The 14,124-nt window shown below is 40.3% G+C and carries 13 protein-coding genes; 5 read left to right on the plus strand and 8 right to left on the minus strand.

Annotated features, from left to right (window positions below):
* Positions 1–3: 3 nt before the first annotated feature.
* Entirely contained in the window at positions 4–2,709 is a 2,706-nt protein-coding gene (locus H9X96_RS12465; protein WP_187666590.1) for a putative LPS assembly protein LptD, read from the minus strand.
* A gap of 56 nt (positions 2,710–2,765) precedes the next feature.
* Between H9X96_RS12465 and H9X96_RS12470 the strand changes: the two genes are divergently transcribed.
* Genes H9X96_RS12470 through H9X96_RS12480 form a run of 3 tightly spaced genes read left to right on the plus strand, consistent with a single transcriptional unit; the run spans position 2,766 to position 5,492 of the window.
* Positions 2,766–3,644, plus strand: a complete 879-nt coding sequence (locus tag H9X96_RS12470) for an N-acetylmuramoyl-L-alanine amidase (RefSeq protein ID WP_370576734.1) — start codon at positions 2,766–2,768, stop codon at positions 3,642–3,644.
* A gap of 34 nt (positions 3,645–3,678) precedes the next feature.
* Positions 3,679–4,524 carry an N-acetylmuramoyl-L-alanine amidase gene (locus H9X96_RS12475; RefSeq protein WP_187666592.1) on the plus strand — a complete coding sequence of 282 codons (846 nt, stop codon included), beginning with the start codon at positions 3,679–3,681 and terminating at the stop codon, positions 4,522–4,524.
* A gap of 14 nt (positions 4,525–4,538) precedes the next feature.
* Complete coding sequence (locus tag H9X96_RS12480; protein WP_187666593.1) at positions 4,539–5,492, plus strand: MlaD family protein; 954 nt, start codon at positions 4,539–4,541, stop codon at positions 5,490–5,492.
* A 73-nt stretch (positions 5,493–5,565) separates the two neighbouring features.
* Here the strand turns inward: H9X96_RS12480 and H9X96_RS12485 are convergent, their stop codons facing one another.
* The 4 genes from H9X96_RS12485 to H9X96_RS12500 form a co-directional block, all read right to left on the minus strand.
* Positions 5,566–6,477, minus strand: coding sequence for a ribonuclease Z (locus tag H9X96_RS12485; RefSeq protein WP_187666594.1), 912 nt, complete (start codon positions 6,475–6,477; stop codon positions 5,566–5,568).
* A complete protein-coding gene (locus H9X96_RS12490; RefSeq protein ID WP_187666595.1) occupies positions 6,477–6,863 on the minus strand; it encodes an STAS domain-containing protein in 387 nt (128 codons plus the stop codon). The genes H9X96_RS12485 and H9X96_RS12490 overlap by 1 nt, the downstream gene beginning before the upstream one ends.
* Positions 6,864–7,051: 188 nt before the next feature.
* Positions 7,052–8,005, minus strand: a complete 954-nt coding sequence (locus H9X96_RS12495) for a phosphoribosylaminoimidazolesuccinocarboxamide synthase (protein ID WP_187666596.1) — start codon at positions 8,003–8,005, stop codon at positions 7,052–7,054.
* Between the two features lie 38 nt (positions 8,006–8,043).
* Positions 8,044–9,012: a PhoH family protein gene (locus H9X96_RS12500; protein ID WP_187666597.1), complete on the minus strand. Its 969-nt coding sequence runs from the start codon at positions 9,010–9,012 to the stop codon at positions 8,044–8,046.
* A 102-nt stretch (positions 9,013–9,114) separates the two neighbouring features.
* On the opposite strand from H9X96_RS12500, the gene H9X96_RS12505 reads away from it, so the two are divergent.
* Together H9X96_RS12505 and H9X96_RS23090 are read left to right on the plus strand one after the other, a co-directional pair.
* The gene (locus tag H9X96_RS12505; protein WP_187666598.1) at positions 9,115–9,894 is read left to right on the plus strand and encodes an S-adenosyl-l-methionine hydroxide adenosyltransferase family protein; all 780 of its coding nucleotides are present in this window, start codon (positions 9,115–9,117) and stop codon (positions 9,892–9,894) included.
* Between the two features lie 166 nt (positions 9,895–10,060).
* The gene (locus tag H9X96_RS23090; protein WP_370576737.1) at positions 10,061–10,189 is read left to right on the plus strand and encodes a hypothetical protein; all 129 of its coding nucleotides are present in this window, start codon (positions 10,061–10,063) and stop codon (positions 10,187–10,189) included.
* Positions 10,190–10,772: 583 nt separating this feature from the next.
* Here the strand turns inward: H9X96_RS23090 and H9X96_RS12520 are convergent.
* From H9X96_RS12520 to serC, 3 genes are read right to left on the minus strand one after another with little or no spacing between them, the layout of a single operon-like run.
* Entirely contained in the window at positions 10,773–12,017 is a 1,245-nt protein-coding gene (locus tag H9X96_RS12520; RefSeq protein WP_187666600.1) for a DUF1015 domain-containing protein, read from the minus strand.
* 50 nt (positions 12,018–12,067) lie between these two features.
* On the minus strand, positions 12,068–13,018 hold the full coding sequence (locus H9X96_RS12525; RefSeq protein WP_187666601.1) for a D-2-hydroxyacid dehydrogenase: 951 nt from the start codon (positions 13,016–13,018) through the stop codon (positions 12,068–12,070).
* Between the two features lie 13 nt (positions 13,019–13,031).
* Positions 13,032–14,096: a 3-phosphoserine/phosphohydroxythreonine transaminase gene (gene serC, locus H9X96_RS12530; RefSeq protein ID WP_187666602.1), complete on the minus strand. Its 1,065-nt coding sequence runs from the start codon at positions 14,094–14,096 to the stop codon at positions 13,032–13,034.
* Positions 14,097–14,124: the final 28 nt, after the last annotated feature.

The following is a 14,124-nucleotide window of genomic DNA, read 5'->3' on the forward strand; positions in this document are numbered from 1 at the left end:
GTTTTAGTATCTCGTGTAGTAGTTCTTTCTTTTACTCAGTTTCAGATCCTGTAATACCGAAGCTTTTACTTTAATATCTACGGAATACATCTGCTGTGTTCCGAAAGGAATCCAGCTGAAACTCATGTCCCAGCAATGTAAATCGCGGTAAATTCCAAACCTGGTGATGGAGAAGCTATTGGTTTCAAAGTTCCATCCCGAATCGAAAGTTACTTTCCATTTTGGAGTGATATTGGCATCACCATTAAAAGTTAAACTATTGGAAATCCTTCTATTTAAACCGTTTCGATCGGTCATGTAGTTAAAACTATATCTAAAAGCAAAGTTCCATGGAATGTTAAAATCTACAAAAGCATTAGGGTCTCTGCTCACTCTTGCCAAAGCCTCTGCCTGTTCAGGCGTCATTCCTTTTTGAATCGCTTCTTCCCTGCGGTCTTGCTGAGTATCATTTTTACGTTTTAATGCTTCTGGGTTCAAACTATAATCAAAGGAGAATCCAAAGCTCGTGACACGTGGTAAACGTCCTCTTTCCCAGGTATAACTATTAATAATATCTCTTCTATAAATTTTTTGTCCGCCTACAACCTGCTCCACATTGCCAACCTGATATGGATCTAATGTTGCTGAATAGTTGACCTGAAATTTATCCGAAAACGGCGTACTTCCACTCACACTAATTGGAGACAACTTAAATGAATCTGCCAAAAGGTTATAATTCGTCGAGAGACTTAAGTTACTGATGATAGGGACTTTCTTTTCTCCTTTTCCAGTTGTGTCATTAGGAACCAAGACTTTTGCTTCAACGATATTCTGCAAGTTAAAACTAATATTAGCGCTTTGTCCATTGGTTGGAAATCCATAGATTCCGCCTTCCTGCTTAGGATAGTAAAGGGGAGTACCTTCCTTATTTAATACAGGAGTTTGGTTATCAGAATAAAATGCCTGCAAATAGTTTCCTGAATTCGGACCGGCAAAATTAGGTGTATAGTTGAAGCCAATACTAGGTGTCATCACATGTCTGATGGCTTTCAGTTTGCCCAGATTTTTAAATTGCGCCATAGAATAAATTTTAGTGGTGACACTTCCACCTACACTATAAGTACCATCCCGATTAAATCCTGGAATCGTATCTATTCTAACTAAGTCATCTACACCAGCAGTTTGTTTCATGTATGTTTTTCTGATCGACTGGAAATACCATCTTTCTACATAATTGACAGTGGTACCAAAATTAAAGTGCTGCAGCACATTGAAGTTCATCGCAATAGGAATGTTATGCTGCACCCCATTTCTGAATTTACTTAAAATTTGTTTGTCGAACAACTGATCGCCTTGTGTAGTCACCGAATTGGAAGCCTGCATCGTATAACCTACAGAAATCTTTTCATACCACTTCTGGTCACCGGTACTATACTTGGATGCAAAAGGATAAATATTTCGGGTCATCCCCAGATTGACATCTGGTAACATCAGATTGACCGTACCTTTGGAGATGTCCTGATCAACCCGACCAGCAAGGGTAAGGTTAAATAAACCATCAAACAACCTTTTAGAATAACCAACTGAAGAGTATATGTTATTGGCAGAGATTTGTACGGCATCATAATAACCTCCAGCGGCAGTATTCTTATTGTATCCCCTACTTTTTATATCCACATTCGCATTAAAAGTACTTCCTGGATTTGCATTGGCATTTTGACTATGCGTCCACCTAATGCTATAATCCTTTACAGGATTATAGCCTGGCGTACCTTCAATTCCATACCTGTTACTCCCATAAGATAAATACAGGTTACCATTATATTTATACCGTTTTGTATAGTTTGAGGTCAGGTTGGCCTCATAAGAACCCCTGGTATAGATCGTACCTAATAATTTTGCATCCCAATAATCATTTAAGCCAATATAATACCCACCCTCTCTCAGGAAAAAACCACGGGTATAATCCTCTCCAGGTGAAGGCAGTATAAAACCTGATGATTTTTTATTCGGTTTGGGAAAAAAGGCGAAAGGCAAGCCCAATGGTAAAGGAATATCTTCAATTTCTAAGTATACCGGACCAGTAATGATTTGTTTTTCGGTAACGATACCTTTCGTAATGTGAATCCCAAAGTGAGGATGCGGTAAATTACAGGTACTATAAATCTGTCCCTTACTATGGATCTCATCATCTGGTTGTTTTTTGGCGAGCCCTCCGGAAAAGAAGCCTCCTTCCTGTTCAGTAAAGACCCCGAAGATCTTTCCTGCACCGGTTTCAATATTATAGCGTAAGGAGTCGGCAATAGAATTCCCTTGTCCGGGCATCTTAAAGATCGGTCTGCCGACATACTTTCCTTTCGAATTTTTTACACCGCTGGCAAATATGTTCTTAGTCTTGTCGTTGTAAGTAATATAGTCTGCATCCAGTTCCAGACCTTGATAAAGTACCCTTGCTCTGCCATAGAGGTAAACAGTACCGTCCTTTTTATTCACCTTGGTAGAGTCTTTTGCAGAGTATTCGAGTTTATCGCTCGTGTTCACTGAATCCTGGTGTGTTTGTTGCGTACTTTTTACTGCGGGGCTGTTATTTGCGGGCGGCTGTATGGCTGAACCCAGCTTCGGTATCGTTTGCTGAGGACTGGAAAAAACAGAAGATACTAATGCCAGAATACTGACAATTGTCAATAAAACAGGACGTATATAAAAAATGATGTGGCTTAAAAGTTTCAAATTCGTGTGTGAATGTTATTTTTGCATTAATGTTTAATCCAAAACGTTCAAAATTAATGAAAAATATGCCATTGCTTAGACCAAATGCAATTTTGATCGTATTTATTTCCATGACACTAGCTATAACCACTAGTTATCAAGGATTTACGCAAGAATATAAAATAAAAACCATCGTATTAGATGCTGGTCACGGGGGAAAAGACGGCTCTACCAGGGGTGCTTATTCGACTGAAAAAGATGTCGCCTTAAAGACGGCTTTACGCCTTGGTGCTGCTATTGAAGCGAATATGAAAGATGTAAAAGTGATTTACACCCGTTCGACGGATGTTTTTGTGCCGCTTTACGAGCGGATCGCCATTGCTAATAATGCAAAAGCGGATCTTTTTATCTCCATCCATTGTAATGACATGCCATTGATCCGCTCCAGCGTGGTGACGGGCTCCCGCAAAGGGAAAAATGGAAAGCGGATTCCGATTACAGAAACGGTGTATAGAAAAAGTACTTCTACTCGTGGAGTTGAAACATTTGTATCCGGCATGGGTAGGATTTCTGAGCAGGATGAAGTGATCAAAAGAGAAAACGCAGCCATTTTCTTAGAGGAAAACTACAAAGAAAACTATGAGGGATTTGACCCAAATAATGCGGAGAATTATATTATTCTATCTTTGATGAAGAACACCTTCCGTACACAAAGCTTAAAATTAGCGAAACTGGTACAGGATGAATATGTGAATGTAGGCAGAGTAAACCGCGGTGTTCAGGAGAAAAGTCTGGCCGTTTTGGCAAGAGCAGGAATGCCCGCAATATTAACAGAAATAGGATTTATCAGCAACCCGGACGAAGAGGACTATATGAACTCTGAAGCTGGACAATTAGAAATTACAAACTGCCTGTTAAAGGCAATACAGAGCTATCAGCACAGGATAGAAGGATAATTAGATTACAAGTAAAAATTAAGAGTTAAGCCCGATGAGATTGAAAAGAAGTGTATTCTTATTTGCCGTTTTATTATTTATAAGTTCAGAGTTTGCTTTTTCCCAAGGATACAAAGTTAAAACCATAGTCATAGATGCTGGTCACGGGGGTGGAAAACCCGGTGCTGCAGGATCTTACTCCGTTGAAAAAAACGTAGCCCTTCAGGTGGCCCTTAAACTGGGCAAGAAGTTTGAAGATGAGCTTCCACAAATCAAAATTCTATACACCAGAAAAACAGATGTGGATGTAGACTTCTATAAAAGAGCTGAAATTGCAAATGATGCAAAAGCAGATATTTTCATTTCTATTCACTGTAACTCTATGCCTGACCGCAGGGTGGTATCAGGTTATACAAAAGGCAAAAATGGGAGGAAAATCCCTAAATATGCTTATGTAAAAAACACAGGGACCAGCGGTACGGAGACCTTCGTTGCGGGAACGCATCGCCTTAATGAACAGGATGTTGCGATCAGAGAGAATGCCGACATTAAGCTGGAGAAAAACTACAAGCAAAATTATGATGGTTACGATCCCAATGATCCTGAAACATTTATTATACTATCTTTGTTTAAAAATACATTTAGGGATAAGAGTTTAAAGCTTGCGAGATTGATTCAGGACAATTATACCAACGAAAATAAAAGAGTCAACAGAGGCGTAAAAGAGCAGGGAATTTTAATCCTGCAAAGGGTTGGAATGCCAGCAGTATTGACAGAGATTGGATTTATCTCTAATCCTGCAGAAGAAAACTATATGAACTCCGCAAGTGGTCAGGCGGAAATTGTAAATGCGATTTTTGATGCCGTAAAGAAATATAAACAACAAACAGAAGTAAATTAAGTAAATACACATACGTGAAAATAGCAAACGAAACCAAAGTAGGCATATTAGCAGCCTTTTCAATAGCCTTATTAATCATTGGCTACAACTTTTTAAAAGGCAACGCCATCTTTTCCAGCGAAACCGTATTGTATGCCAGATATTCTCATGTAGATGGTCTGGGTATTTCCAAACCTGTATTGATCAATGGTTACCAGATTGGTCGTGTGGATCAGCTGACTCTTCAGCCAGACGGAACCATTATTGCGACTTTAAAGATTAAAGGAAAATATGAAATTCCTAGCAACAGTATTGCGAGATTGGAAAGCGTAGACCTTTTAGGTGGTAAAGCGATTGTAATGGCTTTAGGAACAGGAAATGTATTTGCTAAAGATGGAGATACGCTAAACGCAAATGTTGCCAAAGGCCTGCTGGAAACCGTACAGCCGGTTCAAAAGAAAGCGGAAGTGATCATTGCTAAAATGGACTCGATCTTAACTAGTGTGAACTCCATCCTGAATCCTAACTTTCAGAAAAACGTAGATAAGAGCTTTAACAGCATTGCTGCGACCCTTGCTTCACTGGAAGCAACTTCTAAGAAAGTTGACCATCTGGTAGGTTCTGAAGGTTCTAGAATCTCCTCCATCCTGGCTAACGTAGAAGCGATTTCTAACAACCTTAAAAATAACAATGAGAAGATCAACGGGATCCTGAACAACATCAGCACGGTGACTGATCAGGTGGCTGCTGCGAACTTCAAACAAACCATTGACAACGCCAATAAATCTATGGCCGACTTACAAAGTATTGTAGGAAAGATCAACGAAGGAAAAGGTACTTTAGGATTATTGATCAATGATACAAAAATGTATGACAACTTAAACAGTGCTTCTAGCAACTTAGACAAGTTGATCATCGACTTGAAAGAAAACCCTAAGCGTTATGTACACTTCTCCGTTTTCGGTGGAGGCGGTAAAAAAGATAAATAACCGATAAATCATAGAATACAAAAAAGCCTTTCAGTTATATAACTGAAAGGCTTTTTTCATTCAATAGAATTCGTTAAACAGAAAATGTACTGCCTTCTGTGGCCAGCTGCGTATTTTCAAAAACAGGCAGGGCTTCTTCCAGCAAAGGCAATAGTGTCTTGTATCTGGAAGAGAAATGTCCGATGAGTAATTTAGTAGCCCGGGTCTTTACTGCCGTCTCAGCGGCTTGTAATGCAGTGGTATGGTGCGTTTGATTGGCCCTTTCCAACAGCTCATGTAAGAAAGTTGCTTCATGATACAGCGTATCACAATCCTGAATCTCTTTAAAGTAACTGCCATCGCACAGCGTATCTGAGCAATAGGCGTATTTTCTAGGCTTGTCTGAATCTATGGTATAATCTTGATTGAGCAGAACTCTGCCATCAGGTAAAGTCAGGTCTACCCCTCTTTTTAGCAAAGGATAATATTCCAGCGGAACGTTTTCTGCCTCTAGTTTCTCGAGGACAACCTTGCGTAGTCTTTTCTTCTCTGTAAAAGTAAATCCGGTACAAGGGATTCTATGGTTGAGCACAATGGTGGAAACGAGCAGGTCTGAGTTTTCGAAAATCAGCTTCGGTTCATCTGCTGTAACTGGTACAAATTCTATAGGGTACCTGATGATCGTTTCAGAATGTTTAAACTGGAGTTCCAGAATTTCCATTAATGCTGGCGGTCCATAGATGCGGATCGGCTTAATCCTTCCGTTCAGGTGCATCGTAGACAGCAAGCCGATTAACCCGAAATAATGATCTCCATGTAAATGGCTGATAAATACCACATCGATTTTACTGGCTTTGAAACCAAAGCGAATCAATTGCTGCTGGGTTCCTTCCCCGCAGTCAATCAGGTAAAACTTCTCATTACAGTTTAAAAGCTGCGCACTGGGATTTCTATTGTATACTGGAGTAGCAGAACTGCTGCCCAAAATGGTAACCTCAAATTTCATTAACCTTTATCTACACTCCCCAACAATTCCTTCTCAATCTCTTCCATAAAAATCAGGTCGGTGGCCTCATCTATTTTAGATACAATCACCAGGGACTGGTCCAGGTTAGACATTTCTAATATTTTAGCGAGAACAGGGTTTATTCCGGTGATGATAAATAATCCATTTGCTTTTTTACATAAGCGATCGCCAACCAGCAGGCTGCTTAAATCCTGTGAATCATTACATTCTTTAACTGCGGATAAATCCAGTACAATGTTATGGTATCCTTCTGCGTTCAATAAAATGAACTCAGATTTTAACTTAGGGGTATTGTCATTTGTAAACTTAGACTCTCTAAGCTTTAAAACCACATACTTTTCATGCTTATCAACTGAAAATTTCATGATATTGATTTATTAGTTTCTATTGCTAAAGTAATTAATTTTATCTGTTATTACTGTCAATCCTATTAATAAATCATTCACAAAAGTACAGATAAGGCGATTTGAACAAAAAAAGACAGCCAACGCCACCAAAAAAAATGGCATAACCGCTGGCTGTCTTCAACCTTAAAACCTTGAATACTTAGGAATTAATTTCCCAGTAACTGGTTCAAGGATTTAGTCACATTCGCTTCAATGCGCTGAATTACATTTGAGGCTTCGTTTTTAACGAAAGTATCGCCTGTAATCTGTTCATAAAGCTCAATATAACGCTCTGAAATAGAGCTTACAATTTCTGGAGTCATCACTGGAACTGCTTGTCCGTCCTTGCCCTGGAAACCATTTTCGATTAACCATTTACGCACAAATTCTTTTGACAATTGTTTTTGAGGCTCATTCGCATCCTGACGTGCCGCATAACCTTCTGCATAGAAATAACGGGAAGAATCCGGGGTATGGATTTCATCAATCAAAAAGATCTCTGTACCTACTTTACCAAATTCATACTTGGTATCTACCAGGATCAGGCCGCGCTCTGCGGCCATCTCTGTACCACGCGCATAAAGGGCTAAAGTATAAGCTTCTAATTTTGTATAATCTTCCACAGAAACAATTCCTTTAGCCAGAATATCTTCTCTTGAGATGTCTTCATCATGACCTACAGCAGCTTTTGTAGTTGGGGTAATAATAGGCTGAGGTAGTTGATCATTTTCTTTCAGTCCTTCTGGTAAAGCGACACCGCAAACACTGCGTTTACCAGCGCTGTACTCTCTCCAGGCATGACCTGCAAGGTAACCACGCACTACCATTTCTACTTTGAAGGGCTCACATATGCGCCCGATGGTCACCATTTCATCTGGTACATCGATTACCCAGTTTTGCACGATGTCTTTGGTCGCATTTAAAAATTTAGCGGCAATCTGATTGAGTACCTGTCCTTTAAAAGGAACTGCTTCGGGTAAAACTACATCGAATGCAGATATTCTATCAGTCACCACCATGGCCATAAACTGGTTGTTGATGGTGTATACGTCGCGCACTTTTCCCTTGTAAAAATTGCTTTGCTGTGGAAAGCTGAAATTGGTTTCTTTAATTGCTGTCATGGTATTTGCCAAAGAGCTGTTGTGTTATTTGTTCTTAATTATTGGATATCGCCGTAGGCTTGTAAAATTCTTTTTACCAGTTTGTGCCGCACTACATCTTCCCCCGTCAGGTAAACAATTTCAATACCAGGAATATCGTCTAAGATACGCAGGGCGTTAAACAGGCCAGACATTTGCTTTTTCGGCAAGTCGATCTGCGTCACATCTCCTGTTACAATAAACTTAGCAGAAGGGCCCATCCGGGTGAGGAACATTTTCAGCTGAAGGTCAGTTGAGTTCTGCGCCTCATCCAGAATCACATAACAATTATCGAGCGTTCTACCACGCATGAATGCCAGAGGGGCAATTTCTATGGTCCTATTTTCAATATATTGCTTCAGTTTTTCTGCTGGAATCATATCATCCAGGGCATCATATAGTGGTCTAAGGTAAGGGTCTACTTTTTCCTTCAGATCGCCGGGCAAGAAGCCCAGGCTCTCCCCTGCTTCAACAGCAGGTCTGGTTAAGATGATCCTTTTAATTTCTTTATTTTTCAGTGCCCGCACAGCTAATGCCACTGCGGTATACGTTTTTCCGGTTCCTGCGGGGCCTATTGCAAATAAAACATCGTTTTTTGCCATGCTGTCTACCATACGCCGCTGGTTCGCGGTTCTGGCTTTCACCATTAAACCATTCGTCCCAAATACGATGACCTCACCGCCGCCTGTGTTCGCAGGCTTCTCTGTTTCTTTATCCGAAGGTGTACTGCTCTTCATACTGGAGCCCAGGATAGATTCTACATCATTGGCGCTCAAAGCGAGGTGTTTTTCCAGCTGGTTCAACAAAAGAATATACTTCTGCTCAAAAACTTTAAGTTCTTTTTCATCGCCCAATACTTTCAGTTCAATCCCTCTTGCTACCATTTTAAGTTTAGGAAACGCATTCTTAATCAGCTCGTAATGCTCATTATTCGTTCCCCAAAACTGTACCGGATCTACCGATTCTAATGTTAATTTAAGTTCGTTCAAAATATTGTTTTTTAGTAAGAGGTGTATATTTTGATATAAAAATTGAATATTTGTAGGCGATTTGCCGCTTACGCAAGAATAAGAATAAATATTCAATTTTTAATGGCCATAATTACATTAACAACAGATTTAGGTTCAAAAGATTTTTATCAGGCTGCACTGAAAGGCAGTATCCTGAGTATCTTGCCTACAGCCAACATTGTTGATGTGACACATGAAGTTCCATCCTTCAATATTTCTTATGCGGCATTCGTTTTAAAAAATGTATACCCTTATTTTCCTAAAGGCACTGTGCATTTGATTGGCATCGACTCTGTCTTTAGTGAAAACACCAGATATATTGCCTTAAAATACAGAGATCACTTTTTTGTAGGTGCAGACAATGGGATTTTTTCGTTGTTGTTTGAAGAAATTCCGGAGGAAATTGTAGAATTGAATATTATGCAGGACCTCAAATACCTGCATTTTCCATTAGTGGATATCTTTGTAAAAGCGGCCATTCACCTGGCTAAAGGAGGCAGGTTAAAAGACATTGGCATGCCTACCGACAGCATAGAAGAACGCATGCTGCTAAACCCTGTGATTGAACGTGATATCATCCGCGGAAGTGTCATTTATATTGACACTTTTTCTAACGTCATTACCAATATTACCAAGGAGTTATTTACCAAAATACAGCGCAACCGGGACTTCACTTTATACTTCAGAAAAAGCGAAACCATTACCCAGCTCAGCTGGCATTACAACGAGGTTCCTGAGGGTGAGAAACTATGCCTTTTTGGCATTAGCAACCACCTGGAAATTGCCATTAATAAAGGAAAAGCGAGTGGACTATTGGGCTTGCACCTCAACGATATCATCCGAATAGAGTTTCATCCTTAACCCTACGAAAAATGCTTACCCGTCTGGTCAAAATGCAATTCAACGAAGAGTTCCTTGCGGAGTTTCAGCAGACTTTTAATGCGGTACAGCCTAAAATCGCTGCTTTTAAAGGCTGTAAGGCGTTCAGCTGCTGCAAGACCAGCACGAGTCCGGTATCTTCTTTACCATCAGTCTATGGGAAGATGAGGATCATCTGGAGGATTACAGGCGCTCCATCCTGTTCAGGGAAACCTGGACCAGCATCAGACCACACTTTGCCGCAAAACCTGAGGCATGGAGTTTGCTTGCACTATAGAAAGAAACACACACAAATGATTAAAAACTTCTTATTGCTGCTTTTTGTTGGATTTAGTTTCAGCGCGGCGGCCATTCGGGTAGATACGAGCGCTTATCAGCTGCAAAGACTGAAAATTAATGCCTTGCTGTCAGAACGGAGTACAAGGTTCGGACAATATGACCAAAGTCTGGATGCCAGAACGGGAATATTTGGCTTTCAAACCAAGAGAGATATTAAAAATTCAAACGAGATACTCAGACAAATTGTCTTGAACGACAACAATATTTTTAAGGAGCTTAAGGTGCTGATGGATTATAAAGACCAGGAGGTAAAAAACGTGATCATCACGTCCAATACTACCAATAGCAGAATCCAGAATTACATGCTGTCTATCAAGAAATTGCAAGACCAGAATGAGCATTTAAAAAAGGAAATCTCGACCATAGAAAAAGGAAAGACCTTTTACTATTATGTCATTGCATTTTTAGGGTTACTAATTGCGGGAATGGTCTTTTTCGGTTATAAAAAGAGATTATTTAACGAATTTCTAAAAACCAATAAGATTGCGCATTAGGCAGCTGATCTGAACTCATAAGATCAGCTAGTTGAAATAATTAGTCAGCAGTCCAACTAAAAATTTCGGCTCTACCCATGTTGATTTCGGTGGCATGACGCCATCTGCTTCTGCCACTGCAATCACCTGGGCTACTGAGGTTGGGAATAAGGTAAACGCGATGGCAAATAAACCATTATCCACTTTCTCCTGCAATTCAGGAACGGGAGTCCGCCCGCCTTCAAAGGTAATCCGCGCATCCGTTCTCGGGTCTTTAATGCCCAATATCGGCTCTAAAATAAAGTCCTGCAAGATACTGACATCCAGTACCCCTACCGGATTATTGCTGTCGTAAATATCCGGTTTTGGCTGGAGTACATACCAATGTTTGTCAAAATACATCCCCATCTGGTGCAGATCAGCAGGTTTCACTGCTGCTGTTACGGGAAGCACCTCAAAACATTCTTTTAAAGTCTTCATAAAATCACCTTTACTCAACTTCCCCATATCTCTGACCAGTCTGTTGAATTCCAAAACCTTTACTTCTTCGGTGTTCATATACACCGTCGTAAAATAATTATAGGGTTCATTTCCGGTATGTTTATCTGCGTTTAACGATTGTTTTTGCAGTCCCATTTTAGCCATTGAGGCCGCACGATGGTGACCATCGGCAATATAAACTGCAGGAATTGCGGCAAAAGCCTTCACTATTTCGACTAAATCATGAGCATCATCAATCGCCCATATCCGGTGTTCAGTTTGATCTGCAAACACAAAATCAAGTACTGGTTTTAATGCCGTATACTTTTTAATCAGCCGATTTATGGTAGGATCGGGATGGTAAGTAATCAGTACCGGATTGGCATCCAAACCAGTTTGCTGCAAGTAATCCGCCAACAAGTTTTCTCTCCGTTCTACCGTAGATTCATGCTTTTTGATACGGCCTTCCAGATAATCATTGATGTGAGTAAGCGTCCATATTCCCGTCTGACAAAGCCCATCATGTATTACCTGATACACATATATTACCGGCACTTTTTCTCGTTCCAGATAATGGTGTTCCAAAAATCCTTCGAAGTTTTCTGCAATTTTCTTAAAAATCAGCTCTTGTCTGGATCCTCTGAGGTAAGGATTGTCCAGTTCGGGATTAATCAAGTGTAAAAAGCTACAGTTGTTCTCAGAAGCGATCAAACGTGCTTCTCCTGAGCCATAGTTTTCTAATGGACGGGTGACCACCTTGGTTTGCAGGTGTGTTGCAGGTTTTAATCCGCAAAAAGGCTTTATATTTGGCATAGAAGGAATTGGAAATGAGGTGCCCAACACATCGGGCACCTCATTAAAAGCTATTTATTAAAATGCTCAATCATCAGGTTGGCTAATTCCACACCAATACGTTCTTGTGCTTCATTAGTCGCCGCACCAATATGTGGCGTTAAAGAAATTTTAGCATGTTGAAGAATAGCTGCTGCTGGCGTTGGTTCGTTGTCGAACACATCTAAACCTGCGAAAGCTACTTTACCACTGTCTAAAGCTGCAATTAAAGCGGCCTCATCAATAGTACCGCCTCTTGAGCAGTTCACCACACCAACACCTGTTTTCATTTGCTCAAACTCCGCTGTACCTAAGATAGGCTTGTCTGCGAATGGCGTATGCAAACTAATAAAATCACTGTCGCTGATCACTTCTGCTAAAGAAACTGTTTTCACTGGAATATCCACTTTGATACCACCTTGAAGATTCAAGGTTAGGTTTCCTTCAAAAGGGAAAAGATCATAAGCCAGTACATTCATACCTAAGCCTAAAGCTACCGTAGCAGTTTCTCTTCCAATTCTACCGAATCCAATAATACCGATGGTTTTACCTCTCAATTCTACACCTTTAGCGTATGCTTTTTTAAGGGCATTGAATTTAGTATCACCTTCTACCGGCATTTTTCTATTGGAATCCTGCAGGAAACGAACACCTGTAAACAAATGTGCGAATACCAATTCTGCAACTGATAAAGAAGATGCTGCTGGGGTATTGATGACTGCTAGGCCTTTACTTCTGGCATAATCCACATCAATATTATCCATACCAACTCCACCTCTACCAATCAGTTTAAGGTTAGGACATTGGTCTATCAGTTCCTGACGAACTTTTGTGGCACTGCGTACCGTAATTGCATCGTAACTCTGTAAAGCTTCGGCTAATTTATCCTGGGCTACGGTTTCTGTATCTACTACAAAACCCGCTTGCTCCAATAAGGCTTTTCCGATAGGATCAATCCCATCGTTGGCAAGTATCTTGATCATCAATTATATATTTTTATTGGTTTTTCTCTGCAAAAATCTGCATTAATTCAATTAAAGTATGTACGCTGGTAATCGGCAATGCGTTATACATAGATGCTCTGAAACCACCTACGCTTCTATGGCCTTTGATGCCTTCTATACCGTTTTCTTCCGCAAATTTCAAGAATGGTTTCTCTAATTCGGGGTTCTCCATCACGAAACAAACGTTCATTCTTGAGCGGTCTTCTACTGCACAGGTACCTTTAAACAATGGGTTTCTATCGATCTCTGCATATAATGCTCTTGCTTTAGCAATGTTTTCTTTCTCGATTTCCGCAACACCGCCTTTAGATTTCAACCAGCGAAGGTTTAACATCGCTACGTAGATAGAAAATACTGGAGGTGTATTGTACATAGAACCACCTTCGATATGAACTTTATAGTCTAACATGGAAGGAATCTTTCTACCTGATTTACCTAAGATTTCGTCTTTCACGATCACTACAGTTAAGCCGGCAGGGCCGATATTTTTCTGTGCACCTGCATAGATCAGGTCGTATTGAGATACGTCGATCACTCTGCTCATGATGTCAGAAGACATGTCGCAAACTACAGGAACTTTTGTTTCCGGCAATTCGAACATTTCTGTTCCATAAATGGTATTGTTCGAAGTACAATGAAAATAAGCACTATCTTCAGGAATGCTATACCCTTTAGGAACGAAAGTATAGTTTGATGATTTTGAAGAAGCTACAATATTTGCAGTTCCAAAATTAACGACCTCTTTGATCGCTTTGTTTGCCCATACTCCTGTCTCCAGGTAACTGGCTGTTTGGCCTTCAGGCAATAAGTTCATAGGAACCATTGCAAATTGCAAACTCGCACCACCTTGTAAAAAGAGAACGGAATAACCGGCAGGAACATTTAACAATTCTTTAACCAACTTTCCGGCCTCTTCCACCACACCTTCGAATTCAGGTGTGCGGTGTGAGATCTCCAGAATAGACAAGCCGTCTTTAAAATCAAGTACTGCTTGTGATGCTTGCTTGAAAACTTCCTGTGGTAGGATACAGGGTCCAGCGCCGAAATTATGTCTCATTTTTATGTTTAGTTTTATTGGTTGTAAA

Origin of the sequence: Pedobacter sp. N36a (genome assembly GCF_014472395.1) — a bacterium.
Classification (GTDB): Bacteria; Bacteroidota; Bacteroidia; order Sphingobacteriales; family Sphingobacteriaceae; genus Pedobacter.